23 protein-coding genes and 1 tRNA gene are annotated in these 26,190 nt (G+C 60.5%); 15 read left to right on the top strand and 9 right to left on the bottom strand.

The features are described from left to right. The first annotated feature begins 27 nt into the window (after nt 1–27). A complete protein-coding gene (gene rsmI, locus H2O65_RS08745) occupies nt 28–876 on the top strand; it encodes a 16S rRNA (cytidine(1402)-2'-O)-methyltransferase (protein ID WP_182141335.1) in 849 nt (282 codons plus the stop codon). 7 nt (nt 877–883) lie between these two features. Here the strand turns inward: rsmI and H2O65_RS08740 are convergent, their stop codons facing one another. Next, nucleotides 884–1,456: an isochorismatase family protein gene (locus H2O65_RS08740; protein WP_182141334.1), complete on the bottom strand. Its 573-nt coding sequence runs from the start codon at nt 1,454–1,456 to the stop codon at nt 884–886. Nucleotides 1,457–1,562: 106 nt separating this feature from the next. Between H2O65_RS08740 and metG the strand changes: the two genes are divergently transcribed. After that, a complete protein-coding gene (gene metG, locus H2O65_RS08735; RefSeq protein WP_182141333.1) occupies nt 1,563–3,419 on the top strand; it encodes a methionine--tRNA ligase in 1,857 nt (618 codons plus the stop codon). Between the two features lie 5 nt (nt 3,420–3,424). On the opposite strand, the gene H2O65_RS08730 is transcribed toward metG, so the two are convergent. Then, entirely contained in the window at nt 3,425–3,964 is a 540-nt protein-coding gene (locus tag H2O65_RS08730) for a hypothetical protein (protein ID WP_182141332.1), read from the bottom strand. A gap of 2 nt (nt 3,965–3,966) precedes the next feature. Further along, on the bottom strand, nt 3,967–4,866 hold the full coding sequence (locus H2O65_RS08725) for a hypothetical protein (protein ID WP_182141331.1): 900 nt from the start codon (nt 4,864–4,866) through the stop codon (nt 3,967–3,969). A gap of 113 nt (nt 4,867–4,979) precedes the next feature. On the opposite strand from H2O65_RS08725, the gene H2O65_RS08720 reads away from it, so the two are divergent. After that, nucleotides 4,980–6,371 carry an ATP-binding protein gene (locus tag H2O65_RS08720; RefSeq protein WP_182141330.1) on the top strand — a complete coding sequence of 464 codons (1,392 nt, stop codon included), beginning with the start codon at nt 4,980–4,982 and terminating at the stop codon, nt 6,369–6,371. Beyond that, the gene (locus H2O65_RS08715; RefSeq protein ID WP_182141329.1) at nt 6,368–7,018 is read left to right on the top strand and encodes a response regulator transcription factor; all 651 of its coding nucleotides are present in this window, start codon (nt 6,368–6,370) and stop codon (nt 7,016–7,018) included. The genes H2O65_RS08720 and H2O65_RS08715 overlap by 4 nt, the downstream gene beginning before the upstream one ends. Nucleotides 7,019–7,032: 14 nt before the next feature. Here H2O65_RS08715 and H2O65_RS08710 read toward each other — a convergent pair whose 3' ends face one another. Further along, entirely contained in the window at nt 7,033–7,956 is a 924-nt protein-coding gene (locus H2O65_RS08710; protein ID WP_182141328.1) for an alpha/beta fold hydrolase, read from the bottom strand. Between the two features lie 134 nt (nt 7,957–8,090). Here H2O65_RS08710 and H2O65_RS08705 point away from each other — a divergent pair, with 134 nt between their 5' ends. From H2O65_RS08705 to H2O65_RS08680, 6 genes are all read left to right on the top strand, one after another. Then, the gene (locus H2O65_RS08705; RefSeq protein ID WP_182141327.1) at nt 8,091–10,667 is read left to right on the top strand and encodes a bifunctional lysylphosphatidylglycerol flippase/synthetase MprF; all 2,577 of its coding nucleotides are present in this window, start codon (nt 8,091–8,093) and stop codon (nt 10,665–10,667) included. Between the two features lie 1,004 nt (nt 10,668–11,671). Further along, on the top strand, nt 11,672–14,245 hold the full coding sequence (locus H2O65_RS08700) for an ATP-dependent helicase (RefSeq protein ID WP_182141326.1): 2,574 nt from the start codon (nt 11,672–11,674) through the stop codon (nt 14,243–14,245). 144 nt (nt 14,246–14,389) lie between these two features. Further along, nucleotides 14,390–15,610, top strand: a complete 1,221-nt coding sequence (sucC, locus tag H2O65_RS08695; RefSeq protein ID WP_182141325.1) for an ADP-forming succinate--CoA ligase subunit beta — start codon at nt 14,390–14,392, stop codon at nt 15,608–15,610. A gap of 6 nt (nt 15,611–15,616) precedes the next feature. Beyond that, nucleotides 15,617–16,552: a succinate--CoA ligase subunit alpha gene (gene sucD, locus H2O65_RS08690; RefSeq protein WP_182141324.1), complete on the top strand. Its 936-nt coding sequence runs from the start codon at nt 15,617–15,619 to the stop codon at nt 16,550–16,552. Between the two features lie 58 nt (nt 16,553–16,610). Further along, nucleotides 16,611–17,957, top strand: a complete 1,347-nt coding sequence (locus H2O65_RS08685; protein WP_182141323.1) for a DUF6350 family protein — start codon at nt 16,611–16,613, stop codon at nt 17,955–17,957. A 109-nt stretch (nt 17,958–18,066) separates the two neighbouring features. Then, nucleotides 18,067–18,327 (top strand): DUF3017 domain-containing protein, encoded by a 261-nt coding sequence (locus H2O65_RS08680; RefSeq protein ID WP_182141322.1) that lies wholly within the window; start codon nt 18,067–18,069, stop codon nt 18,325–18,327. On the opposite strand, the gene H2O65_RS08675 is transcribed toward H2O65_RS08680, so the two are convergent. From H2O65_RS08675 to H2O65_RS08665, 3 genes are all read right to left on the bottom strand, one after another. Then, nucleotides 18,324–19,388, bottom strand: a complete 1,065-nt coding sequence (locus tag H2O65_RS08675) for an adenosine deaminase (RefSeq protein WP_220458818.1) — start codon at nt 19,386–19,388, stop codon at nt 18,324–18,326. The genes H2O65_RS08680 and H2O65_RS08675 overlap by 4 nt on opposite strands. Further along, nucleotides 19,367–20,173 (bottom strand): alpha/beta fold hydrolase, encoded by an 807-nt coding sequence (locus H2O65_RS08670; RefSeq protein ID WP_182141320.1) that lies wholly within the window; start codon nt 20,171–20,173, stop codon nt 19,367–19,369. The genes H2O65_RS08675 and H2O65_RS08670 overlap by 22 nt, the downstream gene beginning before the upstream one ends. Before the next feature lie 61 nt (nt 20,174–20,234). Beyond that, nucleotides 20,235–21,440, bottom strand: coding sequence for a pyridoxal phosphate-dependent aminotransferase (locus H2O65_RS08665; RefSeq protein ID WP_182141319.1), 1,206 nt, complete (start codon nt 21,438–21,440; stop codon nt 20,235–20,237). A gap of 192 nt (nt 21,441–21,632) precedes the next feature. Between H2O65_RS08665 and H2O65_RS08660 the strand changes: the two genes are divergently transcribed. The 5 genes from H2O65_RS08660 (at nt 21,633) to rplA (ending at nt 24,631) form a co-directional block, all read left to right on the top strand. Then, a tRNA-Trp gene (locus H2O65_RS08660) sits at nt 21,633–21,705 on the top strand. Between the two features lie 64 nt (nt 21,706–21,769). Continuing rightward, on the top strand, nt 21,770–22,096 hold the full coding sequence (gene secE, locus H2O65_RS08655; RefSeq protein ID WP_398396187.1) for a preprotein translocase subunit SecE: 327 nt from the start codon (nt 21,770–21,772) through the stop codon (nt 22,094–22,096). A 130-nt stretch (nt 22,097–22,226) separates the two neighbouring features. After that, the gene (gene nusG, locus H2O65_RS08650) at nt 22,227–23,141 is read left to right on the top strand and encodes a transcription termination/antitermination protein NusG (RefSeq protein WP_259349504.1); all 915 of its coding nucleotides are present in this window, start codon (nt 22,227–22,229) and stop codon (nt 23,139–23,141) included. A gap of 237 nt (nt 23,142–23,378) precedes the next feature. After that, nucleotides 23,379–23,810 (top strand): 50S ribosomal protein L11, encoded by a 432-nt coding sequence (rplK, locus tag H2O65_RS08645; protein WP_182141318.1) that lies wholly within the window; start codon nt 23,379–23,381, stop codon nt 23,808–23,810. A gap of 92 nt (nt 23,811–23,902) precedes the next feature. After that, complete coding sequence (rplA, locus tag H2O65_RS08640; RefSeq protein ID WP_182141317.1) at nt 23,903–24,631, top strand: 50S ribosomal protein L1; 729 nt, start codon at nt 23,903–23,905, stop codon at nt 24,629–24,631. Between the two features lie 69 nt (nt 24,632–24,700). On the opposite strand, the gene H2O65_RS10530 is transcribed toward rplA, so the two are convergent. Both H2O65_RS10530 and H2O65_RS08630 read right to left on the bottom strand, forming a co-directional pair. Continuing rightward, on the bottom strand, nt 24,701–25,750 hold the full coding sequence (locus tag H2O65_RS10530) for a permease prefix domain 1-containing protein (RefSeq protein WP_182141316.1): 1,050 nt from the start codon (nt 25,748–25,750) through the stop codon (nt 24,701–24,703). Then, nucleotides 25,750–26,079, bottom strand: a complete 330-nt coding sequence (locus H2O65_RS08630; RefSeq protein ID WP_182141315.1) for a PadR family transcriptional regulator — start codon at nt 26,077–26,079, stop codon at nt 25,750–25,752. Before H2O65_RS08630 ends, H2O65_RS10530 begins: the two co-directional genes overlap by 1 nt. Nucleotides 26,080–26,190 lie beyond the last annotated feature (111 nt).

The following is a 26,190-nucleotide window of genomic DNA, read 5'->3' as shown; positions in this document are numbered from 1 at the left end:
GAGTAAGGATATGGACATACTGTTCCCATGAGTGAAACCACCCCCGGAGTCATCTACATGGCCGCTACTCCCATCGGGAACACTGACGACGCGTCCGCCCGACTCCGTCACCAACTGGAGACAGCAGACATTATCGCCGCTGAAGATACCCGCAGGTTGAAGGGCCTCTGTTCACGCCTGGGAATTGCGCCGCAGGGACGCATCATGGCGTTTCATGAGCATATTGAGAGCGAGCGGGCTACAGAACTCATTGCTGCAGCCCAAGAGGGGCAGACGGTCCTGGTCGTTAGTGACGCCGGCACCCCAACCGTGTCCGACCCCGGCTATCGACTGGCCATCCTTGCTGCTGCCGAGGACGTGCGCCTTGCACCACTGCCTGGTCCCAGTGCGGCTCTTGCCGCACTCAGCGTCTCTGGCCTACCATCGGACCGTTTCGTCTTTGAGGGTTTCTTGCCCCGCAAAGCCTCCGAACTGAAGGCTCACCTTGAGGGCCTAGCTGTGGAGCCGCGCACCCTCATACTCTTCGAGTCCCCGCGCAGAACCGCCGCTACCCTTGCTCAACTCAGTGATGTGTTCGGCGGCGACCGCCGAGCTGCGCTGTGCCGCGAACTGACGAAAACTTACGAGCAAGTCACCCGGGGCACCCTGGCGGAGTTGGCGGAGTTTGCGCAGGCCGCGCCCGTGTTGGGGGAAGTCACGCTGGTGATCGAAGGTGCCCCTAAACACGCGCAACAAAGCCTGCCTGATCTTGCCCAGGCAGCGTTGGCGCTCTCAGCGCGGGATGGAATCCGCCTCAAAGAGGCGGCTTCGCAGGTTGCCCAGGGTAGTGGTCAGCGCCCCAACGCCATCTTCAAGGCCGCGTTGGACGCCTCTTAGTTGTCCCCTAGGCGCTATGCACCAGCTTGATCCGGGTGCGGGCCATCTCTTCCAGCGCGGCCTCGCCCTGCTCAGGAGAAACCGGTTCTGTCAGGTCTACGAGGACGCGAACACGATCAAGTGAACGCATACGTGCGGCATCCAGGGCGGTTTCCAGCACGCAGTGTGACAGCGCCAGTCCGACGATGTCAACGTCGTCAACGCCCTCGTCCGCGAGGATATCTTCCAGTGTCTCCCCGCTGGGGCATTCGGCTTCAAAGCCCGAGTATGCGGCCTCGTACTCGCCCTTCTTCAGGTGGTAGTCGATACTGACAGGCTCTAGGGACCTGTGCAGTTCGGCTTCCGGAGTGTCAGCAACGCCGTGCGGGGGCCAAGTATCGATAAAGTCGGGTTCATCTGAGAAGTGTTCACCCGGGTCGATGTGCCAGTCCTGGGTGGTGATGATTACGTCGTAGTCGTCCTCGTGTGCGATGGCGTATCTTGCAATCTTTTTCGCGCACTCGTTCCCACCCTCAACCGCGAGTGCGCCACCTTCACAAAATGTCGGCTGAACGTCGACGATGATCAGTGCGCGGGCCATGGTAGTTCCTCCAGATATCTTCCACAGTTCGTTAGATCCGGCTCAGTCCACAAGCCTAGACTCTTCTCGGTTTTATTGGGAGGGGAAGCGCAACTAGGCTAGGGATATGAGTCATATTCTCTCCGCAGTTGCCTGGCCCTACGCTAACGGTCCCCGCCATATCGGTCATGTTGCAGGTTTCGGGGTCCCCTCCGATGTCTTTTCTCGTTACATGCGAATGTCAGGCCATGACGTGCTCATGGTGTCGGGTACGGATGAGCACGGCACGCCTATTTTGGTCGAGGCCGAAAAGCAGGGCAAAACCCCGCGCCAGTTGGCGGATGAGAACAACCTGATTATTGCGCAGGACCTAGTCAAACTGGGTCTGTCCTATGACCTGTTTACGAGGACGACGACCGCGAACCACCATGAGGTGACAAGGTCGATGTTCGAGGTCGTGCGCGACAACGGTTACATGATGGAGCAGACGGCGCAGGCCGCCATTTCGCCCTCGACGGGACGGACGCTGCCGGACCGCTACATTGAGGGCACTTGTCCACTTTGTGGCTACGCGGGAGCGCGCGGGGACCAGTGCGACAACTGCGGAAACCAGTTGGACCCGATCGACCTGATCGATCCGCGTTCCTCAATCAATGGTGAAACCCCCGAGTTTGTTGAGACGACGCACTACTTCCTGAACCTGCCTGAACTGGCAACCGCGCTCAGTGAATGGCTCGATGGCCGTGAGGCCGCAGGCTGGCGTCCCAACGTCATTCGTTTCGCGAAGAACTTCCTTGAGGAGGTTCGCCCTCGGGCAATGACGCGTGACATTGACTGGGGTATCCCGGTTCCCGGTTGGGAAGATCAGCCTACGAAGCGCCTTTACGTCTGGTTCGACGCGGTGGTTGGTTACCTTTCGGCCTCGATCGAATGGGCGAAGCGCACCGGGGATCCGGAGGCGTGGCGGAAGTGGTGGAACGACCCGGAGGCGCTGACCTACTACTTCATGGGTAAGGACAACATTGTCTTCCATGCCCAGATTTGGCCCGCTGAACTGCTGGGCTACAACGGTGAGGGTGCGCTGGGGGGAACCCCCGGGGTGTTCGGCAAGTTGAACCTGCCGACCGAGGTCGTTTCTTCGGAGTTCCTCACTATGGAGGGCAAAAAGTTTGCCACTTCACGTGGGATCGTCATCTACGTTCGCGACATGCTGGAGCGGTACCAGCCTGATGCGCTGCGCTATTTCATCAGCGCAGCGGGTCCTGAAACGTCTGACGCCGACTTCACCTGGGAAGAGTTCCTGCGCCGCACCAACAATGAACTGGTTGCGGGGTGGGGGAACCTGGTGAACCGGACCGCCTCGATGATTCACAAGCGGTTCGGGGAGATCCCGGAGCCAGCGGAACTCCAGCAGATTGACGTCGACTTGCTGGGCTCGCTTGAGAGTGGTTTTGACGAGGTTGGAACGCTGATTGAAGGCCACCACCAGAAGGCCGCCATCGCTGCCGTGATGCGCCTAGTTGGTGAAGTCAACCGTTACGTTACTGACACGCAGCCCTTCAAGCTGAAGTCAGAAGAGGAGCTGCCGCGCCTGCGCACGGTTCTGTGGGTTCTGGCGCAGAGCGTGTCCGATTTGAACACGATGCTGGCACCATTCTTGCCGCACTCTGCTAATGGGGTTGATGCTGTCATGGGTGGGGCGGGCCGCATTGCGCCGATGCCGCGGCTGGTGTGGGTATCTGAAGGGGACGAGGACGGTCTACTTGCGGAGGCCCCCGGCACGCCCGAGGACGTTGCTCCGGACTCTAACCTTGAGGTTGTCTCGGGCCGCTACCCCGTGATCACCGGCGACTACGCCGGATACATGACGTGGGGCCGACATGACGTCGAAGTGGGGACTCCGATCGCCAAGCCGACCCCCGTGTTCACTAAGTTGGATCCGTCCATCGTTGAAGAGGAACTGGAACGGTACGCCTCGCGGTAGAAGCGTTAGTTCTGTTCTGATCCGGGCTGGTTCGCCCTCGCAGAAGCCGCGACGGGACCCCTGTTCTGTGAGGTGAGGTAGGCCAGGATGAGGAAGCCAATACCTGCCGCCGCGAAGAGAATCACGACGATCGCCTGGAATGTGTTGCCGCCAAAAATGGAGGTAAACACAAGGATCAGGCCGACGATGGCAAGGATTGCCCCCCACACCAGGAGGCCCACGTTCATTGTTTGGGGGCCGTCCTCGGGAACAGTTGTTGCACCATAGTGCGCTTGCGGCATTGCACTGTAAGGGGCCTGTGGTGCTGCCATTCCCGGGCCGTACTGGTTTGTTGGCGCAGCATAGGGTCCCGCGTAGTTCGGTGCGCCCCCCGGCATCGTCGATGTCGCGATGCGGCTGCCATCGGGAGCGACAAAGATGCGTTGGACAGGCGGCATCGGCTGGGTCGGACTAGGTTGCATGTTCGGCATTGGCTGGGTTGATCCCGGCTGAGTGCTCGGCATTGTGAACTTCTCCGTTGGTGTGTCTTGCGTGTTGTCAGCCATGATCAGTTTCCCTCTCCGCTCTGAGCTGTTTCGTTTGCGCCGGATTGGGCTTCGTCACCAGAAGACGCAGAACCCAGGTTGTCAAGAATGACAAAGTGGACACTGGAGCTATCATCCAAAGTCAACCGGAAGGACACCACGTTGCTCGCGTCGGCTCCGTTTCGGCCCAGATCCCACGGGTAGTTGCTGGGGACCGGGTCCACGGTCCACGTGACTAGCGCCTCCTCGACCTCGTAATTCCCCAAGAAGGTGGTGGGTGATGTCGCTTGAATATAGGAAGTGTCGTCCAAGTTGAGCTTCTGGAACATGGGGAGCTGCTGGGAGGTCAAGAGGACAGTCAGGTTCGAATACTCCAAATCCACGTCAAAGTCAGGGTTCTGGCCCTCGGGCAGTGCCGTCAAATCGAGGAGCAGGTTCTCGTCGTAGCCCTCAATGTTGCTTTCGGACGGGTCCACCTCGCGACCATCCATGTAGTTGAAGTCGTCCTCGGTCTCATAGTCATAGTCCTCGGTCCACCCGAAGTCCGAGTCTTCCTCGAGGTATTCCGCCGATGAGCCGGTCGTGTAATCCCAGGTCGTGTTCCACGCACCGAGTGCAGCGCCCCCCATAAGGACGGGGAAGGACAGAACTGCGCCAACGATCGTAAAGGGTAGAAACCATCCGGGCTTCTGGTTCTTTAGCGCCGCGTAAATGAGGACGCCGCCCGCAATCAAAATGATGAGGCCGGTTGACACGAGGACGGCTGTACCAGCGGTCCGTGTACCGGTAGAACCGGTCAGAACCAGGATGCCAACCGCGGCGATAAGGAGCATCGCGCCGACGGCGGACAGCGATATTGAGTTGCTCAGAGTTGAAGATTGACTGCGCGCCTTGGGCGCAAGGTTTGATGGTTGTTCGCTCATGGTTCAAGTTTGCCGCACCAACGGTGTCCCCTGTCATGGGGTAAGACCCTGATAATCCCCTCAAAATGCCCGTGGGGGTGGGATGGACGGCGCGTGTCTGCCACGATGGAGTCGTGTCAAAAACAGAACGACCACCATTGCGTCTCGCGCAGTCCGACAGTGCGGACATGGATGCACCCTGGGTTGGAGGGGTAGCGTCCGGAGTTGCTTCCCGGTACGGGCTCCCAGTAGGGGCTGTCCGCGCCACATTCGGTGCGTTGAGTGCGGTTGCCGGCGCGGGCATCATCGCGTACATGTGGTTGTGGCTCACCACCCCCACAGACGAACAGTCTTCGCTGGATGGTAGTGGTGCGCCACACGCAACAGATGCGTTCCGCTCGCCGATGAGGGCGGTGGGTGAACGCCGGGACTCTCAGGTGACCGCGGGACGCCTCTTGGTTGCGGGATCCCTTTTCTTACTGTTCGCTGCTTTCGTAGCCGTCATAGGTATCGCCTCCGGGACGTCGGGGCCGACTTTCTTCTGGTCAATCATCACCGTTCTTGGCCTGCTCATGGTGTGGTTGCAAGCACCACGCATTGCGGGTCGAGCAGTGCGACCAATCGGCTTCGTCGTGCTCGGAACGCTCATGGTCGTGGTGGGGACGGTAGCCGTCCTCGCGGCAAACGGGCAACTGGTTAACGTGGGGTCAGGGCTCATTGCTGCTCTGGCTGTCCTAGTGGTTGCGACAATCGCCCTCGCCCCCCTTGGTATGAGGGTGGTCAAGGACTTGACCGTGTCACGAAGCCGCGAGGCGCGTGAAGTGGAACGTGCCGACATTGCGGCTCACCTGCATGACTCGGTGCTGCAAACCTTGACTCTGATCCGCGGCGCCGCAGACGATCCAGCCCGAGTCCGGGCCCTTGCACTAACCCAAGAGCGCGAGCTGCGTTCCTGGCTTTACACGGGAAGCGTTGAGGCAGCCGTGTCTGTTGCTGAGGCCCTCAAAGAACAGGCTGCTGACGTTGAAGCAACCTACGGGGTTGCGATTGATGTCGTTACCGTGGGGGACACGGTGCCGGGACCACGGCAACTCGCTGCAATTGCAGCGGCAGGTGAGGCAATGACGAATGCCGTGCGCCACGGAGCTGCCCCCATCACCGTTTTTCAGGAGGCGCGCGGGGGCGACCTCGAAATCTTTGTCAAAGATGCTGGAGATGGCTTCGACATGACAGCCATCCCGGACGATCGTCACGGGCTGCGCAACTCAATCCTCGGGAGAGTCTCACGGGTCGGCGGCAAGGTTGAGGTGCGGTTCCTGCCTCCGGTGGAAGTCTCACCGTGGAGTGTGCCCGAGGCTGCAACGGCGCCCTCGGACACGGAAGCTAAGAAGAGTGTCGGCGGAACGGAGATCCGCATCTTCCTACCGCAAGCGGCAGATGAGCGCTGGGTGAGCGCGGCGCGGGACAATAGTGTTGGAATGGCGCTCGTGGCGGCGCCAGAAACTGAGAAGAGAGAATCGGCATGACGATCCGCGTCCTAGTGATTGATGATCACCCCCTTGTGCGGGCTGGAGTCCGGTCCGAACTCGAGAAAAGTGACGTAATCGACGTGGTGGGGGATGCCGCCGACGTGGATTCTGCGGTGGAGGCGTGTCACTCGTTGCAGCCGGACGTGGCCCTTCTTGATGTCCATCTTCCTGGGGGCGGTGGGGGAGGGGGCCCGGAGGTGGCGCGAAGGTGCGCAGACCTGACGCAGACGCGGTTCCTTGCCCTGTCTGTTTCCGATGTTCCCGCCGACGTTGTGGCAGTGATTCGGGCGGGTGCTCGCGGATACGTCACCAAGTCGATTTCCACGCCGGAACTGATCGCATCCGTGGAACGTGTCGCGGCGGGAGACGCTGCGTTTAGTCCCCGTCTTGCGGGGTTTGTCCTGGACGCTTTCGGCACCGAGTCGACGGTGTCGAATGCCGAGGACGAACTGGATCTCCTTACTACCCGTGAGGCAGAGGTGATGCGGCTCATTGCTCGTGGCTACACCTACAAGGAGGTCGCGTCCGACCTCTTCCTCTCTGTGAAGACCATCGAAACTCATGTCTCAGCGGTTCTGCGGAAACTGCAGCTATCGAACCGTCACGAGCTGACCCGCTGGGCGTTGAAGCGCAACATCGTTTAGGTGAGGTGGGTGCGCTACTTGGTGGCTCTAGGGGTCATTGCATCCAGGATTGCGTCTGCCTGATCCAGAAGGATCCCCAAGTGGGTGGCGTCTGGATCAAAGATCAGCTCACAGTCGGGCAGGGATTTGGCCAGCTCTCTGGTTCCGTCAATGTCGACGGAGGTATCGTGGCCGCCCTGCCAGATCGTGATGGGAAGGGGAGGGGAGAGTACCGCAAGTTCTCGTGCCACTTCTGTGACTGTGGTTCCCCAGTCGGTAAGTAGAGCGGCGTTGTCGTGAACGACCCCGCGGCTTGAGACCTCTTGGGCGTGACGATGGGAGCGTGCGAAGACCCTTCGATAGATGCGCTGGTCTGGGCGCTTCTGTCGGTGCTTGTCGGAGAGGCGGAAGGACAGTTCCAAAATGGACTCACCAACGCGTGGCACCCGAGTGAGTGCCTTGAGGGCTGGCATCCAGATTCTGCTTGCCCACCGCTCCAAGTCGTTGTTGAGGACCGCGCGTTCAGTCTGAGGGGCGACCAGGCCAATGCGGTAGAGGTGTTTGCGGAGTTTTGGTCCGCACACCAGCGAGTACGGCCCACCCCCCGACCAGCCGACAATGGAGAACTTCACCAGGTTGAGGTGGTCCGTGATTTGGTGGACGTCGCCCGGCCAATCGACCACCTGCCGGTCAAGAAGAAAGTCGGACCGACCGACGCCTGGGCGATCAACCGCGATGATGCGTGCTTTCCTTGAGCGGGCAGCGTCCTCGAACACCCCGCCCTCGACAGAAGAACCGGGGGTGCCGTGAAAGTAGAGGATCGGGAAGCCGTCCTCGGCCCCAAACTCTCGCCACTCGATACGCCGCCCATCTTGAAGCGTCATCTCGCTTCGGCGTCCCTCGAACGAACCCGTGTCTTCCTGGTGCAGTGGATTGGGGGTATCTGCTCTGTCAGTCAAAAACGTCACCCACCTAACTGGTCCACAGGCAAATCTACCTGCCCCGCGGCGGCAATGTGGGAAGTGCATCATAGAATGCATTGGTAGAAGTTCCCCACACGGGTGCCCAGATCTCAACTAGCGGAGGAAACGCTGTGTCGGAAAGCACTAGCCAGAATCCAGAAGCCACTGAACCTGACAGGAAGGGATGGGCCAGTCAGGTTGGTCCGTGGATTACCCGCTACGGAAAATGGGTGTGGGCAGCACCAGTGTCGATGGCGCTTGCGGCCCTCATGGTCGTTGTTAGGGTGGTCGCCCAGATCGTTGGCTCAGATGCCCTGATGTGGAACGTGGCAAGCGGGGTGGGTGAGCCGTGGTGGACGGTCTTTACCTCCGTGGTGTGGACTTCGACTTGGGTTCACCTTGTTGTAGATGTGGTTCTACTCCTCAGTCTGGGCGCGTGGGTGGAACGCAAGATTACCTCTCAGTGGTACGCACTGGTGGGGCTTGGGTCCGCCTGGGCGGGAACCGCGCTGGCCCTGGGGGGTGCCCAGGTCATTTCCCTCGTTGATCGCCAGTGGGCCGAGGCATTGGCGCCCCAGTACATCTCTGGGATCACCGGACTTCTCGTTGGTACGGCGCTGGCGGTTTCCATCCGTTTGGACACGCTGTGGCGCAGGCGAATCCAGATCGTCCTGTTCACCATCCTTGGCGTCGCCGTGCTTTTCTCAGGGTCGATCGACTCAATCGCCTCGCTGCTCGCGGGCGTCATCGGCTGGGCTATTGGCTTTGTTCTGTGGGGGAAGAACCGCGACCGGCGTGGCCTGACAGGAACGCGACGTGAAGGGCGCGTACTGATTGCGATCATCGTGGCCGGCGTGACGATTGGGACGTTGATGGCGCTGCGTTCCCCAGATATGGTGGGCGCTCTGGCAAACCTGCGAGGTGATCTGCTCCTTGACGTCAACGAGGAAGACGTCGCCCAGGTCTGTAACACGGCCGGCATGGAAGCCCAATGCGCTCATATGTCGTACATGCTGCGATCCACGGGCTTCGCCGCAAGGTTGTTGCCCATTTTGCCGCTGCTGGTACAGCTTGTGCTGGCCTGGGGCTTGCGCGGCGGGCGGAGGGCTGCATTCTGGGGCACCATGGTCATTCAGGGCGGATCGGCGCTGCTGGCCATCGCACACCTTGTGGTCGTCCGGGCCTCGGTCAGCGGCTTCGACGCTGTCGCGGAGTCGCTGGGGATGAACGAGGGCGGTGTGCCTTCCGCCCGTCTCATCATCCCGATTGTGGTTCCGTTGACCCTGCTGCTCCTAGTGGCGGCGAACCGCCGGCTCTTCACGGTGAAAGCAGCCGCTGGCACAAACACGAGGTTCTGGACCCGATTGGGTGTGCTCACCACCATCGTCCTCGTCATTTATGTTGCCGTGGGCCTTACGATGCGGCACACATTCACTCCGGAAGCCACGCTGTTTGGGTTGGTTGGGGACTTCTTTGTGAGGCTTCTGCCGGTTCCGGCTCTCTACCTGATATCCCCGCAGTTCCAGAGTGATTCCATGTGGCTGTCGCGGGCTACCGACTGGCTCGCTATTCTGCCGTGGCTGGCGGCGATCGTCCTTCTCTTGATTTCCTTTGGAAAGCGGGCGCTGCCGAACGCGGCTGAGCGCGAGCGCTACAAGGAGATTGTTCGCGCCACCAACGCCGGGACCATGGCGTGGATGTCGACGTGGGAGGGCAACGACTTCTGGGAGTCGCAAAAGTACGAGGCCGGAGTGGCCTACCGTTCTGATCTTGGCGTTGCCCTGACGGTGACGGACCCGGCGGCGCATCCTGAAGACTTGGAAGAGGTAATGAAGGAGTTCGCGGACTTCTGTTCTTCCCAGGGCATGATTCCAGCTTTCTACTCCGTGCACGGACCGGTCACCGAGGTTACTGACTCGTTGGGTTGGCCCAGACTGCAGGTGGCAGAGGAAACTGTCCTCGAACTACCGGGACTCGCCTTCAAGGGGAAGTCATTCCAAGGAATCCGCACGGCGCTCAACCGGGGGACGAAAGAAGGGATCCGCCCGGTGTGGACGACCTGGCAGGAATGCCCGCCGGACCTGGCCATGCAGATTGAGGCGATGTCTGAGCAGTGGGCCTCCGGAAAAGGACTACCCGAGATGGGCTTCACCCTGGGTGGGGTCGATGAACTGGATGACCCCGATGTGATGCTGCTACTTGCAGTGGACGAGGACGACAAGCTACACGGGGCGACCTCGTGGATGCCCGTCTATGAGCAAGGGAAAATCATCGGGTGGACGCTTGACTTCATGCGACGACGTGATGATGGTTTCCGCCCAGCCATGGAGTACATGATTGCTCAGGCGGCGCTGTGGGCGCAGCAGGAAAACTACCAGATTCTGTCGCTGTCGGGCGCGCCGCTTGCGAAGGCTCAGCCGGCTAAGAACGCGGATAGTGTGGCGGACGAGGACGTTGAGGCGGGCTCGTCGTCGGCCGCCCTCGACTTCATTCTTGAGATCTTGGGCAAGAACTTGGAGCCGGTGTACGGCTTCCGGTCACTGTTGCAGTTCAAGGCGAAGTTCCGGCCGACATACACTCCGGTGTACCTGAGCATGCCGGATGTGGGTTCACTCGCGACGGTTGGGTTGGCTATTGGTCACGCCTATTTGCCTGACATGACCGTTGCGGATACGGCGCGGTTGGTGAAGGCCTTGCGCGACAAGTAGGGGAGTCCGACCCGACCCCGCCCAACCACCGCTAGGATTGCCGCCGACGGCCTCGGCCGCCGCTGCCTGCCGTCGCCAACGGCCTCGCCATTCCGCCTCGCCCGACTCCCCCTCGGCCCCGCCCACGCCATTCCGCGGAATGTATGCGTTGGGGCGAAATGTGCGTCTGGGGTGCGTACCCCAGAGGTGGTTTGGTTCCCCACATATACATTTGGGCGCGAGTCGCTCCAGGGCGCGTGGTGCTAGGGGAGGCGCTCCAACGAGGGCGCCGACTGAACTTCGCCAGCGACCTTGGGTATGACCCCGGCTGCGATCCTGTGACAACAACTTGTCCTCGGCTGAGCTTGATTCGTGAACCTGGTGAAGCGCGCCACCCCGCAGGAGTATCAGACTGCTTGGTCCCGTCTCGGCGCCTCGGTCCCCCGCAGGTCGAGTTCATTGCGTTGTTGAGTGCTCGTTTCTACCTGCGCAGCTCCGAGGAGCCTGCGGGGGACCAAGCAGCTCGGTCTTCCTGCAGGGTGGGCTGAGGCGTGGGGCATTCCGCTGGCGTGGCCCTGGGTTGTGGGGTGGTCATCAGGGCATTCCGCGAAATGTATACGTTCGCGGGCTGCCAGGCTGTTTGGAGTCGGCGGGCTGGTGTTTTCTTGTTGTTGAGGTTGGTGCTGGCGCTACCCCACGTCATAACGGAGCGGGTTATGCCTAACGGAGCGAGTTTGGCATGCATAACGGTGTGATTCAAGGCCAAATGGAGCCAAACTCGCTCCGTTAGGCATAACCCGCTCCGTTAGGCGCACCCGGCTCCGTGATGCTCGGGTGCCCCGAGCGGCCGGGCATCCAAGTCCCCGTCGCTGGCATCCAAGTCCCCGTCGCTGGCACTCAGGTTTCCATCACTGACGCTGCAGCCCCTGTGGCGAAGTGATGTGTGGGTGTGGGTGCCTGTGCCGGGGCAGAGTGTGGCGACGCGGTGCGAAGATGTCGGAAGCCTGCTCTAAGGTAGAGGGGCCATGGACATCCAGAACTTTCTTTTCGAAGCCCACCCCGCAGTCGAGGACGAGGTGTCGCCGTTTGGTGCCGTCTCCGGATCGGACGGGGTAGCCCCGTTTGGTGCCGCTACCGCCTCCCGCCCGGACGGGGCCTCATCCCTTGACGTGCTCACCGGCCTGAACGAAGCCCAAGCACGTGCCGTTCAACACAGCGGGACGCCGCTTCTGATCATGGCCGGTGCCGGCTCTGGGAAGACCCGCGTCCTCACACACCGCATTGCCTATATCCTGCAAACGCACCAGGCCCGCCCTGGCGAGATCCTTGCAATCACCTTCACAAACAAGGCCGCCGCCGAAATGCGCGAACGAACAGCGAAGCTAATCGGGCCAGAGGGGCGACGGGTTTGGGTGTCGACCTTCCACTCCGCATGCGTTCGCATCCTGCGCGAGCATCATGATGCCGTGGGCTTGAAGTCAACGTTCAGCATCTACGACATGCAGGATTCACAACGTCTGCTCTCCATGGTGCTCAAGGACCATGGCGTGGATACCAAACGCTTCACCCCACGCATGGTTTCGGGTCGAATCTCAGACCTGAAGAACGAACTGATCGGGCCTGGACAATACACTGAAACCGCCCCATCCGACCCCATCTCACAGATGGTCGCTAAGGCCTATAAGGAGTACAACAAGAGACTTCGCCAAGCCAACGCCCTCGACTTCGACGACCTGATCATGTTGACGGTAGAAATGCTGCAGAAGCATCCGGGGATTGCAGAGGCATACCATCGCCGCTTCCGCCAAATCATGGTTGACGAATACCAGGACACGAACCACGCCCAGTACGTCCTCGTTCGCGAACTTGTCGGTGACGGCAGTGACGGCGTGGAACCTGCACAACTGACTGTTGTTGGGGACTCAGACCAGTCGATCTATGCTTTCCGCGGCGCTTCCATTCGCAACATTGAAGAATTCGAGCAGGACTACAAGAACGCGACGACCGTCCTACTTGAGCAAAACTACCGCTCCACCCAGAACATACTTGATGCCGCGAATGCCGTAATCTCTCGCAACCGAGGCCGCAGAGCAAAGAACCTGTGGACCGCCGCTGGCAAAGGTCCACTTGTCGCTCTGGAAGCAGGGGACTCAGAACACGATGAAGCGCGACTGATCATTTCTGAGCTGCGCTCCCTCGATGTCAAGAATGTCGACTGGGGCGACATTGCAATCTTCTATCGCACTAACGCCCAGTCACGTGTCATTGAAGAAATGCTGCTCCGCTCCGGGATTCCCTACAAGATCGTTGGTGGCACCCGGTTCTACGAGCGCCTCGAAGTCAAAGATGCCCTGGCCTACCTGCAGGCAGTCGTCAATCCTGACAACACCGTCGCACTGCGGCGCACCATCAACACCCCCAAGCGTGGCATCGGTGACAGTGCGCAAGCCGCCATCGCGGCACACGCGGACAGGTATGGATTGTCCTTTGGTGGAGCGCTTGCGGACACAACCGAGTCCAGCGAACGGCCAGTTGAAGGGCTGGCACCGCGCGCTCGCGCATCGGCCGCTCAGTATTGGGGCCTGCTTGAGGAGATGCGCGCCCTCGATGCCGCAGGTGAGACGCCCGCGGTGATTCTTGAGAAGATCCTGGACTCAACCGGATACCTCGCAGGGCTTCGTGCCTCAACAGATCCGCAGGATGCCTCACGCGTCGAGAACTTGGCTGAGTTGGTTTCAGTTGCGGAAGACTTTGCAAATGAAGGAAGTGTTGACGCCGCAGACCTCGGGGCCTTCCTCGAACGCATTGCACTGGTTGCCGATGCAGATCAGATCCCAGGCGAAGCGGAACGCAGGGGCCAAGTTACCCTCATGACCGTTCACACCGCCAAGGGCCTCGAGTTCCCCTACGTGTTTGTCACCGGACTTGAAGACGGCACATTCCCACACAAGCGGTCTATGGATGATGAAAGTGAACTGGCAGAGGAACGCCGACTTGCGTACGTGGCTCTGACGAGGGCGCAAAAGCAGCTGTACCTGACGCGAGCCGCAACCCGTAGCGCTTGGGGCTCTGTTGAACACATGCCTCCTTCGCGGTTCCTTGATGACCTTCCAGCTGAAGCAGTTGAGGTTCGTAGCGAGTCCACGCAGGAAAAGATGTGGAAGAGCGCCCATGAGCGGGCGCGCCAACGCTCATTCGAGGCCAGCGAGTGGGGTGGATACGGCGACGATGATGGCGGACCAATCATTGGATCCGGGACTTCGGGGTCGTGGGGTTCAGGAAGTCGCGGTGGCTCCGGCGGTCGCGGGAGCTTCAGCGGCACAGGTTCGGCGGGGCGCGGCACGAAAGGGTCGAGGCCGGGTGGATTCGGGGCGGAAACATCCGCGAGGTCTGGCGGAGGTGCCGGAAGGGCTTCCTCGGCTGAAGAAGACGCACCAACACTGTCGCTGACCGTCGGGGATCGCGTCATGCACGCAACCCTTGGTGAAGGCGTTGTTGTTGGCACCGAAGGCTCCGGTCGTTCCGCGGTTGCCAAGATTGCCTTCGACAGTGCCACCAAGCGTCTCCTCCTGCGTATGGCTCCCCTCACAAAGCTCTAGGCTCTGGGACTTTTGTCGTGAAGAGTTCTGCAAAGACAGTCCCGAAACGCTATCTTTGAGGGGGCTAGAGGTGGCGCCACGAAAGTTACGGGAGCGCCAACCCAACCGACGCGGTATGTCAACAGCCAAGAAGGGAACAACGGAGTGGACCTTTACGAATACCAGGCCAAAGATATTTTTGACGCCCACGGTGTGCCTGTCCTGACGGGCATTGTGTGCACCACCGCCAAGGAGGTGAGGGAAGCTGCCGAGACAATCGGGGAGTTCCCCGTGGTCGTCAAAGCACAGGTGAAGATTGGCGGCCGCGGTAAAGCCGGTGGGGTGAAGCTCGCCTGGAGCGCCGACGAGGCCGAAGAGTGGGCGTCGCAAATCCTCGGCATGGACATCCGCGGGCACACCGTCTACTCCGTCCTCGTCGTGGCGGGGGCCGACATCGCAGAAGAGTATTACTTCTCAATCCTTCTGGACCGTGCTGAGCGGTGCGACATCGCCATGTGTTCCAAAGAGGGTGGCATGGACATCGAAACGTTGGCGAAAGAACGCCCCGAAGCATTGGCCCGCGTCGAACTGAGCCCGACCGTCGGCATCAACGAAGAGGTCGCCCTCGACATCCTTTCCAAGGCTGGCTTCTCAGAAGATGAAGCCAGCCCCCTCGCCCCCGTCCTCGTCAGCCTTTGGAAGGTCTACAAGGGCGAGGACGCGACCCTGGTTGAGGTCAACCCCCTGGTCAAGACAGTCGATGGCCGCATCATTGCCCTGGATGGCAAAATCTCCCTTGACGACAACGCATCCTTCCGACATGCCGCCCACGCGGCACTTGCGGATCGCCGCTCCGACGACGCACTTGAAGTGCAGGCTCAAGAAGCCGGGTTGAACTACGTACGCCTCGACGGAGAAGTCGGCATCATCGGCAACGGTGCGGGCCTCGTGATGTCCACCCTCGACGTTGTCGCCATGGCTGGCGAAGACTACGGCGTGAAACCCGCGAACTTCCTAGACATCGGTGGCGGAGCATCCGCCGAGGTGATGGCTAAGGGCCTGGGCGTCATTCTGGGTGATGAGCAAGTCCAGTCCGTCTTCGTCAACGTCTTTGGCGGGATCACAGCGTGTGATGAGGTGGCGCGGGGCATTGTCGGCGCCCTCGAGATCCTGGGAGACAGCGCTACAAAGCCGATCGTTGTCCGTCTGGATGGCAACTCGGTTGTTGAAGGGCGGGAAATCCTAGCCGAAGCAGGTCTTCCACTGGTCACCATGGTTGACACCATGGACTTGGCAGCTGCAGAAGCTGCCCGCCTAGCGGGTCTCGCACTGGGGCGAGATGACGCGGAGGTTTCCGTAGAGTTCACAGCAAGCAGGGGGATGTAACCGGAGATGGCCATTTTTCTAACCGAAACTGACCGAGTCATCGTTCAGGGAATGACAGGCTCGGAAGGCATGAAGCACACACAGCGCATGCTTGATTCTGGAACCAAAGTCGTTGCCGGAGTAAACCCCCGCAAAGCCGGGGTATCCGTACAGTTTGACGTCGTTGGATACGGTCCCATGGAAGACATGGGCCTGATTGAGTCCGGGAGCGTCGACGTCCCCGTTTTTGGCACGGTTGCGGAAGCCAAAGAAGCCACGGGAGCCACGGTATCCGTAGTATTTGTGCCCCCCGCATTTGCCAAGGGTGCAGTGATTGAAGCGATCGACGCCGATCTGGACCTCGTTGTCGTCATCACGGAAGGTATCCCAGTCGCAGACTCGGTAGCCTTCGTCACCCACGCGCTGGAAAAGGGTGTGCGTCTGATTGGGCCCAACTGTCCAGGCATCATCAGCCCCGGTAAGTCGAACGTGGGAATCACTCCCGCTGACATCACGGGGCCGGGTGGCATCGGACTGGTTTCCAAGTCGGGAACCCTCACCTACCAGATGATGTATGAACTCTCAGACATTGGTTTCACAACCTGTATTGGTATCGGCGGGGACCCGGTGGTGGGCACCACCCACATTGATGCTCTGAAGGCTTTCCAAGAGGATCCAGACACCGAAGTGATCGTCCTCATCGGTGAGATCGGTGGTGATGCTGAAGAACGGGCCGCCGAATACATTGCGGCAAACGTCACCAAACCTGTCGTTGGGTATGTCGCCGGATTCACAGCACCCGAAGGTAAGACCATGGGGCACGCGGGAGCAATCGTTTCAGGCTCGTCGGGCACCGCCGAAGCCAAGAAAGAAGCGCTGGAAGCCGTCGGTGTGGCGGTGGGTCGAACCCCCAGCCAGACCGCCGATCTGGCACGCGCTGTATACCGGGAGATCCACCAGTAACAAGACATGCCGCGAGCAACGGTGCTCAAGCCCCCCAGCTGCAACGAAGATAGAGGGAATGAGTACTGACAGCGACACGCAGACACCCGTGGAAGCGGGCGCAACGCACCCCACGTGGAAGAGCGAGCGCCCCACCTTCACGGTCACGCTGCCTTCAGGTTGGGCCCGCAGCGCCCTCGCAGGCATTGAGGCAGCCCTACTCGGGTGGTTGATCCCCGCGTTGGCAGTCGCCGTTGGCTTCTTGGCTGACTCTTCCAACGCCTGGCTCAGTGACACGTCGATTGGGGAAGCAGGCCGTAGCGGCACTGAATTCTGGGCGATGACCCTTGGATCACCCGCGGTTTTCTACGGGGTGACTGTCAGCATCATTCCGCTTCTGTGGACGCTGATACAGGTGGTGGTGTTCAGAGCCCTCCTCCTGTCGGGCCGCAACTTCGGGTCCGCAGCGCTGTGGACTTCGATCCCGTTCTACCTGCTGACAGTGCTGATAGTCCTCACCGCTTCCGGCGCCCAGGTCGTCCTCTGGCGCGCCCTAGTTGGCGCGGGACTCATCTCCTTGATCGCCGTGGGGTGGGCGGTTGCGCGGCAAACAGAAACCTTCCCACGCTGGGCGAAAAGGCTCCGTTGGGTGTGGTCGGGGACACTCATCGGCCTCTCGTGGCTGGCGGCAGTCGCGGCGGTGGGTCTAACAGTCCTTGGGATTGCATTGGCCGTATCCTGGCCGGAAGTTATCGCTACGACAGAGCTATTTGGGTTCAGCAGTGCCGGAAACTTTGGTCTTGGAGCCATGCAAGCCATGTATCTTCCCATGTTTATGGCTTGTGCCATTGCTTGGGTGTCGGGTGCAGGTTTCTCCGTGGTTGGGGGATTGGTATCTTCCGCTCACGTGGTTGCCCCCAACGAGACCATCTTTCTCCCCATAGTCGCGACCATCCCCACCACCGCGCCGGGGGCGTGGGTGCCCGCACTGCTCGCCCTCGGCGGAGTTGGGCTTGGCGTGGTGTTTTCCGTCGTGACATCGCGGTTATCCCTTGTTGACGCCTCCCGGCGTGGCGCTGTCGCCCTCGCATCCTTCGCTGCGGCGATGTACGTGTGGATGAGCGCATCGCGCGGCTCACTTGGGGAGAACCTCCTGGCCGCCCTCGGCCCCACACCTGACGCGTGGCTGGTGACGACAGGCCTGGTGGGATGCGTTGCGTTGGCTGTTGGGGTTGCCCTACACCCGGAGACTCGCAGGCGTGCCAAGGAAGGGTTTGGCTCGTTCCGCGAAGCTCGCTCTGCGGACGAGGGCGAAGGTGTGGATAGTACTGGCGCAGATGCCATCCAGGCGTCAGTCGACGATACTGATGTTAGTGACAACGAAGCTTATGATGAGGTCGGAAAGGGTAGCAATGGGAGATTCTGACCCACTTGTAGTCCCACCACCAGCGCAGGGCCCGGATTCCGACATCTGGCCCGATAGCAAGCATTCCGAGGCGGGGCCAAAGACCACGGGGCCCTCTAGAGAGGCCTCTATGATCTTCGGAATCGTCACCGCTGTTGCAGCAGTGCTCGGGGTGCTCGCCGTCGTCGTTCTTGCCCTATTGGAACGCCCTCATGTCGCTGCTGTCCTGCTTGGATCCGGCATGGTGATGATGGGGTTTCTTCGTGGAGCCTGGCCGGGACGCCCGTGGTTTTCTGCCCGCAACAGGTGGTTCGACGCGTTAGTGTTCGCCCTGGTGGGCGTGGCAATCCTCTGGCTCTCGCCGTGGACGGCGCAGATCCCGCCTGCTTAGAGTGCTGCGCCCTCGTCCTCCCAGTCGCCAACTTTGGTGAGCCACTTCCGTTTGGAGGCGTCAGACGCTCGGGAGGCTGTGATGCTGTCCCGCGCTAGGTCCGCGATCTGCCCCGCGCTGAACCCGTGCACATCGCGCACTGTGACGTACTGGTCGACAAGGCGTGACCGGAACAGTAGGGGGTCGTCCGCGCTCAGCGCGACCGTGGCTCCCGCATCAACGAAAGACCGCAGGGGAAGACTCGCGGGGTCAGAGAAGACGCCCAGCGAAACGTTCGAGGCCGGACAAATCTCAAACGCAATCCCGTCATCAACCAGCCGGTGCAGAAGTTCGGGGTCCTCACTTGCCCGCACGCCATGTCCTAGACGTTGGGGTGCCAGGTGGTTGACGACCTCGCGCACAGACTGGGGCCCCAGCAGTTCACCGCCGTGAGGTACCAGACTTAACCCTGCACGCTTGGCGATCTGGAAGGCGTTAGCGAACTCGGCGGTTGATCCCATGCGTTCATCATTGGAGAGGCCGAACCCGATCACCTCCCCGGGTTGATCCCCGGCGTACTGGGCAGCGAGCCGGGCCAGCACCCGCGCATCCAAAGGGTGCCGTGTCCGAGAGGCGGCGACAATCACGCCAACCTCAACTCCCGTTGCCTTCGTAGCCGCTTTGGCCTCGTCAAGGATGATTTCGAGGGCGGGCGTCAACCCCCCGATAAACGGGGCGTACGAGGTCGGATCAACCTGGATCTCCAAGCGCACAGACCCTTCGGCAGCATCGTCCTCGGCTGCCTCACGAACCACCCTGCGCATGACGTCCTCGGACCGAACCAGAGACCTGGCGGAGTCGTAGGAACGTTGGAAGCGGAACCACCCGCGGGCATCGGCGGGAACCGTGAGTGGGTCTTCTTCAAGCAGGTGCGCGGGAAGTCGTAACCCCTGCTTGTCTGCCAACTCCAGCATGGTGGCGGGCCGCATGGACCCCGTGAAGTGGAGGTGAAGGTGCGCCTTCGGAAGGCTGGTGAGCCGCGGCCTAGAAGTCTGTGGCCCTACGACCACTTGGCAAACCAGTCAACGATTGCCCGGGTGTAAGTGTCCTGCTCAGGTTCGTTGAGTAGTTCGTGGTAGGCGCCCTCGAACGTGACAAGTTCGACCAGATCACCGGCCCTTTCAGCGAACTCAACCGAACCCTCAAAGGAAGCCAAGCCATCATCTCCGCCGTGAAGGATCAGGGTGGGGCGGGCCAGAAGGTTCGCGTGGCGAATCACCTGGCGACCCTGCACCGCCATGGAAGCACCCGTGATGAGGGGGACTTTGCCGTGGTAGACGCTGGGATCTGCCTCGTAGTCCGCAACAACCTGGGGGTCGCGGGAGAGCAGCTCCGTGTCCAACGCGACCGAGTCGAGGAAGGGGAGCAGTGAACCCACCCTCGCCCCCAGTGTCGCAACCGTTTCATTGATGTGTGGCAGGGGGCGCAGCGCGGGCCCCGTCACCGCAACAGCACCCACACGCGCCGGTGAAAGTAGCGTGGAAGCCAGGGTGATGAGGCCACCCATGGAGTGCCCAAAAAAAAGAAGATCAGAGGTGCGGGACCGTTCGAGGACGTCCCGGCGCGCATCAAGGTGCTCACCGATGAGGGCGCCAACATCTACGCGTGAGCGTCTGCCGGGGGAGGTGCCGTGGCCCGTGAAGTCGAATGTCCAAGCGTCAAAGCCCGCTTTGTTGAGCGCATGGATGAACCGGTCATATCGTCCTCGGTGCTCGCCGAAACCGTGGGCTAGCAGGACGGTTCCGCGGGGGACGTCCTCGGGTGAGCGAGAAGAGAAAAGTTCCGGATGCCTATGCGCGTGACTCATGCGTCAAGTTTGGCACAAGAGGTGCCAGCAGGAAGTCGTGATCTTGCTGGCACCTTGCCGGTTAGGCGAACAGGGCTTGAAGGCGCGAGATGCCCTCAACCAGATCCTCGTCGGAAACCGCGTAGGAGAGGCGAATGTAGCCCGGCGTCCCGAAGGCTTCGCCGGGAACAACGGCAACTAGGGCCTCATCGAGGATCAGGTCCGCAAGTTCCGAGGACGTGTTGGCGACCCTCCCGTTGATTTCTTTGCCGAGGGCGCCCTCGACCGAAGAGTAAACGTAGAAGGCTCCCTGCGGCATCGGGGTGTCGAATGCTTCAATCTCCTGGAGCATTGAAACGATCAACTTGCGGCGGCGGTCAAAGGCCTCGCGCATTTCCCCAACCGCTTCCTGCGGGCCTGTCAGTGCTTCCAACGCGGCCTTCTGGGCGATGTTGTTGACGTTTGAGGTGAGGTGGGACTGCAGGGCTCCCGCGGCTTTGATGACGTCGGTGGGGCCAACCATCCAGCCCACGCGCCACCCCGTCATTGCGTACGACTTGGCGACACCGTTCAACACGATGAGCTGGTCGGCGATTTCGGGGACGGCGCGGTACATGGGAACGACCTCGACCCCATCGTATGAGAGGGCTTCGTAGATGTCGTCGGAAAGAACCCAGATACCGTTCTCAAGTGCCCATTCGCCAATTGCCTTGACCTCTTCGGGTGAGTACACGGCGCCCGTCGGGTTGGATGGCGAGCAGAAGACGAGGGCGATCGTCTTGTCAGTTCGCGCGGCCTCGAGGGCTTCGACAGTGACCTTGTAGTCGGAAGTGATGTCTGCGACGACGGGAACTGGGACGCCACCGGCCAGCTTGATGGTCTCCGGGTAGGTCGTCCAGTAGGGGGCGGGAAGAAGGACCTCATCGCCCTCGTCGATGATTGCTGCGCAAGCCTGGTAGACGGCCTGCTTGCCCCCGTTGGTGATGAGAACGTCGTTTGCTGAGGGAACCGCGTCACCGAAAACGCCGACCTTCTGAGCTACGGCCTCACGCAGCGCAAGGAGTCCGTTCCCGGGAGTGTAGCGGTACGAGGTGGGGTCCTTCGTTGCGACAAGTGCAGCATCGACAATGTTGGCGGGGGTATCAAAGTTCGGCTCACCGGGCGCAAAGTTGATAACCGGCTGGCCGGCAGCCTTGAGGGCTTTACCTTTGGCGTCGATGGCCAGGGTCGCGGAAGGGGTGATGGCTGCAAGTCGCGTAGAGACGCGGTGAATCGGCTTTTTGCTCATAGGACTAGCGTGCCAGAATATGAGCGCCTTGGTGATGGACGTGACAGATTTCGGACCACGACTTCAGAAACGGCTCCACTGCAGTGGAAAAAATGGTGTGATTTCGCTCCGTTATTAGGGCCGCGTTGGACAGGGGGCGGAGGCATCATTACAATCAGACAGGCCGCTTCTGGTGATCCCAGTCGCGTGCGTAGGGCAGTGGCGCAATTGGTAGCGCACCGGTCTCCAAAACCGGCGGTTGCGAGTTCGAGTCTCGCCTGCCCTGCTCCCTGTAGGGGATTCCATTGCTATCCTTGGAGTCCACAGTTGGACGAACACTGGAGATACACGTGAGCCAGACGGCAAGTCTTCCGGGTGATGGTGAAAACCTGCCGGAACTGAAGTCCGATGGCGCCCTCGCGCCTAAAGACCGCACGAAGAGCGGTGCTACGCGGAAGCGCGATGATCGCCCTGCTGACAAGAAGCCCAACATCTTCCAACGCATTGCACTCTTTGTTCGGCAGACAATTGCTGAGATGAAGAAGGTAACGTACCCCACTAAAGAGGAGCTTTGGACCTACTTCCTAGTCGTCATCGTCTTTGTGGCGCTGATGATGCTCTTCACGGGGGTTATTGACCTAGGCTCATCGGAGCTTTCTAAGCTAGTATTTGGTTAGTAGACGAGGAACCCGCCAGCAGATTTCTGCAGGCGGGTTTTTTGAAACCATCTTGACGCGTGCGCGCGCTGTGCTTGGCTAAGGCCGATCTAGCTCGGTTGGCGCACCTACCGAACTGAAGGGACTGGCTGTGGCTGAGAATATTTTTTCCGGGTTAGACATGGACGACGACGTGGATGCGGTCGTGCAGATCGACGGGGAACTAGAGGGCGTCCTCGACGACAGTGTTCCCGAGGGCGGGGCCGGGCTTGATGAGGCGGCTGAGGTCGCTGCGGAAGCACGTGAAGAGGCTGCAGATCTTGACATCGCGGCAGCAGAGTCCGGCAGTGAGGGCATTCATGCTGCGCGTCCCGCGGATGACGAGGGCGCGGTTGCTGATGAAGCCGCTGCTGACAGTGAAGAGGTTGCGGGTAGCGAGGATCTCGACCCCATGGAGGCCCTCCGCGAAGAGTTCGAAGATCAGGGTGGCGACTGGTTTGTCGTGCACACCTTCTCCGGTCATGAGCGCAAGGTGAAGGAAAACCTTGAGCGCCGTGTTGAGAACGAGGACTTGCAGCACCTCCTCACACGTGTTGAGGTGCCGATGGAAGAGGTTACAGAGATCCGCAACACCGTTCGTAAGAAGGTGCTGCGCTGCGCTATTCCCGGGTACGTCCTCGTTCAAATGCAGGGCACCGGCTATGACGATGAGATGGATGAGCAGTTGTGGCGCGTGGTGAAAGAAACGCCGGCTGTGACCGGGTTCGTGGGGGATCAGTACAACCCCATGCCCCTCCCGCTCGATGATGTTTTGAAGATGCTGGCTCCGGGACTTCTGGTTGGTAAGGAAGCGAAACTGGCTGGCGTAGCCAAGAAGGCGCCTGCAGTGGTGGACTGGGAGGTTGGCGAGGTCGTTCGTGTTACCGACGGGCCGTTTGCGGAACTCACCGCTGAAATCTCCGAGATCATGATTGAGGGGCAGCGTCTCAAGGTCCTGGTGACTATCTTCGAGCGGGAAACCCCGCTGGAGCTTCGTTTTGACCAGGTGCAAAAGCTCGACAAGTAGCTGGTCGTTGAGCCGGAGGGGCGTAGGCCCCATTCCGGACTGTTAGTGAAGTCGCACACGGGCTGGCAAAACCGACCCCGTGAGACTAGTAGAATCGCAGCTTGCGTACGTCATTGTCAGCGTGCGCAGATGCCCCATCTGGGGCAGCTTCCCAGGTTTGAGTGGCGCAACCTGACTTAGGTTCGCCGTCAATCCAGGTGAAGTGTTGCAATAAGTAGTGAAGGACCCACAAAAACTATGGCACCGAAGAAAAAGGTAACTGGGCTCATCAAGCTCCAGATTCCCGCCGGTCAGGCCAACCCCGCACCGCCCGTTGGGCCGGCGCTAGGCCAGCATGGCGTGAACATCATGGAGTTCTGCAAGGCCTACAACGCAGCAACCGAATCACAGCGCGGCAACATTGTCCCCGTTGAGATCACGGTTTACGAGGATCGTTCGTTCACATTCGTGACGAAGACCCCTCCGGCTGCAGAGATGATCAAGAAGGCTGCAGGCGTTCCCAAGGGTTCCGCAACCCCTCACACCGCGAAGGTTGGCAAGCTAACCTCCGCTCAGGTGCGTGAGATTGCAGAGACCAAGAAGGAAGACCTGAACGCTAACGACGTTGAAGCAGCGATGAAGATTATCGCTGGTACTGCCCGCTCCATGGGCATCACCGTCGAAGCCTGATTCCACGCGCGGACTAAACGCCGCACGTCAACAGAACTTTAGGTGGTAGGGCTGCGCAGCCCGTTCACCACGACTGCAAGGAGAAAAGCAGAATGGCAAAGCGCTCAAAGAAGTACCGGGCAGCTGCTGAGAAGATTCTTCCCGGCATCCTGTACAGCCCGTTTGAGGCGATGAAGCTCGCTAAAGAGACTTCCACGACCTCGTTCCCGTCAACCGTCGAAGGCGTCGTCCGTTTGGGCGTCGACCCCCGTAAAGCGGACCAGATGGTCCGCGGCACTGTTAGCCTGCCGAACGGCACCGGCAAGACCGCTAGGGTCCTGGTTTTTGCTGTTGGCGAGCGGGCAACACAGGCTGAAGAAGCAGGTGCTGACGAGGTCGGTGGCGACGAACTAATCGAGAGGGTAGCCAAGGGCTACACCGATTTCGACGTTGCCGTTGCAACCCCGGACATGATGGGCAAGGTTGGCCGTTTGGGTCGCGTCCTCGGCCCACGTGGTCTGATGCCGAACCCCAAGACCGGCACCGTAACCATGGATGTTGCGAAGGCAGTCAAGGACATCAAGGGTGGTCGTATCGAGTTCCGTGTGGATAAGCACGCGAACGTCCACTTCGTCCTCGGCAACACTGACTTCACAGCGAAGGCACTGACGGAGAACTACGCGGCGGTCTTGGAGGAAATCCTCCGACTGAAGCCGACCACTGCGAAGGGTCGCTACCTGCTGAAGATCACAGCAGCAACGACAATGGGTCCGGGTATCCCTGTGGATCCCACCAAGACCCGCGCCCTGGTTGATGAGGTTGAGGCCGAACACCAGGCATAAGTAGTCACGCATCAAGAACCCCCGCAACTACCGGTTTTCCGAGGTTGCGGGGGTTCTTTGCGTGCTCGGCTACCGCCCCTGTTGGGTGTCGTTGTTCCGGTACACGGCGTAGAGGATGGCGGAGATCGCGCCGAACGCAACGCCCGCGATCGGCCAGAGGATCCACGACGTACCCCACGCGTCCCCGATGAAACTCCAGGTCAGGTAGATCGTCACCATGATCGGCCAGTACCCGGCCATGAAGGCTCGCACCCAGGTCGGGTAGGCCGCCATCTCCCAGTCGCTGGTATCTTCACGGGCTTCAGCCATGCCATCTTCCGAGAGTCGGTTTGCCACGGAGTTTGCCCAGTTCGCAGGCAGAAACAAAAGCAGACCAATCGCAACCATGACCAGGGTGATCGCCATGCCCACTGCCAAGTACTGGTCCGCCTCCGGTTGGGGCATGTCTTGTGTGAAGACGCCCATCGAGATAAGCGGAATGCCAGCCAGTATCCACAGAACGATTGCGATAATGAGGGCCATGGTGCGCGAGTTTGAGTGCTCCCGGCGAACCGCCGCGCCAAACACCTCAACTTCCGGCGTGATGTGCCCCTGTCCCTGGGTGATGAGGTTGAAAGGCTCGAGCTTCTGATTGCGCCACACAAGAAGACCCACCCCTATGGCAACGAGGGGGAGCAAGATGACGATCCCAATCGTGGAGGCTAGGGCTTTGGATACGGGCAGGTTCGGATCGGAAGTTGCGATGCTGAGCGACACCAGAGGGGCGGGTGCGAGGACGAAAATCGCGACAGCCCAGCCCAGCAGCCAGCGTGTCTTCTCGCTCACCGCCGCAAAGTTGCGTGCCTGCGCCATCGATACTGCGGGTCGGTTCCGGTCAAACTGGGCGGCAATCTCGATGGGTGCACCGCTCGGGTCGCCCAGAACCGCAGCGACTTCCTCCATGTTGCCGAACTCAGCGAGTGCTTGGCCAACGGCCTCGTTCCTACTTTGGCCGGCTGCGATTGCGCCGTTGTAGATGTCCTCCATCATTGCGCGCAGCTCCGACTTGGCTTCGACCGTCCTCGGCGTCAGGGGATAGGAGGCAAACATAGTGTCCAAGTAGTTGTCGATGATGTCCATTAGGAGATTCCTTCCACAAAGCGGTCAACGACCTCTTTGGTTTGCTGCCATTCGGCAGACTTTGCTACGAGCATTTCCCGCCCGGACGGGGTGATCTGGTAATAGGTCCGTGGTTTACCCGACTCAGATTGGGAGGCAAAGGCCTCCACGTGCCCGGCACCTTCGAGGCGTTTGAGGGCAGAGTAGAGCGTGGTCTGCTTCATGGCGTACCCGCCGCCGGCGACCTCGGAGATCGTTTTGCCCATTGCGTAGGCGTACGAGGGCGCGTCAACCAGTTGCGACAAGATCAAGATGTCGATGTAGCCGCGCATGGCCTCGGTGCTGATCATGGGTCCCCCTCTCTATGTTTAGCAGTGTTGGCTTGTCTATGGAGCTGTGCTGGCGGAGGTTTCGCGTCCCCGATTCGTGGCGGTGTGCCTCCATTAGCGGTCGAGGACGAG

This window comes from Schaalia sp. JY-X169 (genome assembly GCF_014069575.1).
Classification (GTDB): domain Bacteria; phylum Actinomycetota; class Actinomycetes; order Actinomycetales; family Actinomycetaceae; genus Scrofimicrobium.
The sequence above is the reverse complement of the archived record's forward strand: the minus strand, read 5'-3'. Positions and strand labels throughout refer to the sequence as shown.

Bases quoted from the DNA above. Each gene is read 5' to 3' on its own strand.
- rsmI (WP_182141335.1), top strand. From the start codon at position 28: ATGAGTGAAACCACCCCCGGAGTCATCTACATGGCCGCTACTCCCATC.
- H2O65_RS08740 (WP_182141334.1), bottom strand. From the start codon at position 1,456: ATGGCCCGCGCACTGATCATCGTCGACGTTCAGCCGACATTTTGTGAA.
- metG (WP_182141333.1), top strand. From the start codon at position 1,563: ATGAGTCATATTCTCTCCGCAGTTGCCTGGCCCTACGCTAACGGTCCC.
- H2O65_RS08730 (WP_182141332.1), bottom strand. From the start codon at position 3,964: ATGGCTGACAACACGCAAGACACACCAACGGAGAAGTTCACAATGCCG.
- H2O65_RS08725 (WP_182141331.1), bottom strand. From the start codon at position 4,866: ATGAGCGAACAACCATCAAACCTTGCGCCCAAGGCGCGCAGTCAATCT.
- H2O65_RS08715 (WP_182141329.1), top strand. From the start codon at position 6,368: ATGACGATCCGCGTCCTAGTGATTGATGATCACCCCCTTGTGCGGGCT.
- H2O65_RS08700 (WP_182141326.1), top strand. From the start codon at position 11,672: ATGGACATCCAGAACTTTCTTTTCGAAGCCCACCCCGCAGTCGAGGAC.
- sucD (WP_182141324.1), top strand. From the start codon at position 15,617: ATGGCCATTTTTCTAACCGAAACTGACCGAGTCATCGTTCAGGGAATG.
- H2O65_RS08685 (WP_182141323.1), top strand. From the start codon at position 16,611: ATGAGTACTGACAGCGACACGCAGACACCCGTGGAAGCGGGCGCAACG.
- H2O65_RS08680 (WP_182141322.1), top strand. From the start codon at position 18,067: ATGATCTTCGGAATCGTCACCGCTGTTGCAGCAGTGCTCGGGGTGCTC.
- H2O65_RS08670 (WP_182141320.1), bottom strand. From the start codon at position 20,173: ATGAGTCACGCGCATAGGCATCCGGAACTTTTCTCTTCTCGCTCACCC.
- H2O65_RS08665 (WP_182141319.1), bottom strand. From the start codon at position 21,440: ATGAGCAAAAAGCCGATTCACCGCGTCTCTACGCGACTTGCAGCCATC.
- rplK (WP_182141318.1), top strand. From the start codon at position 23,379: ATGGCACCGAAGAAAAAGGTAACTGGGCTCATCAAGCTCCAGATTCCC.
- rplA (WP_182141317.1), top strand. From the start codon at position 23,903: ATGGCAAAGCGCTCAAAGAAGTACCGGGCAGCTGCTGAGAAGATTCTT.
- H2O65_RS10530 (WP_182141316.1), bottom strand. From the start codon at position 25,750: ATGGACATCATCGACAACTACTTGGACACTATGTTTGCCTCCTATCCC.
- H2O65_RS08630 (WP_182141315.1), bottom strand. From the start codon at position 26,079: ATGATCAGCACCGAGGCCATGCGCGGCTACATCGACATCTTGATCTTG.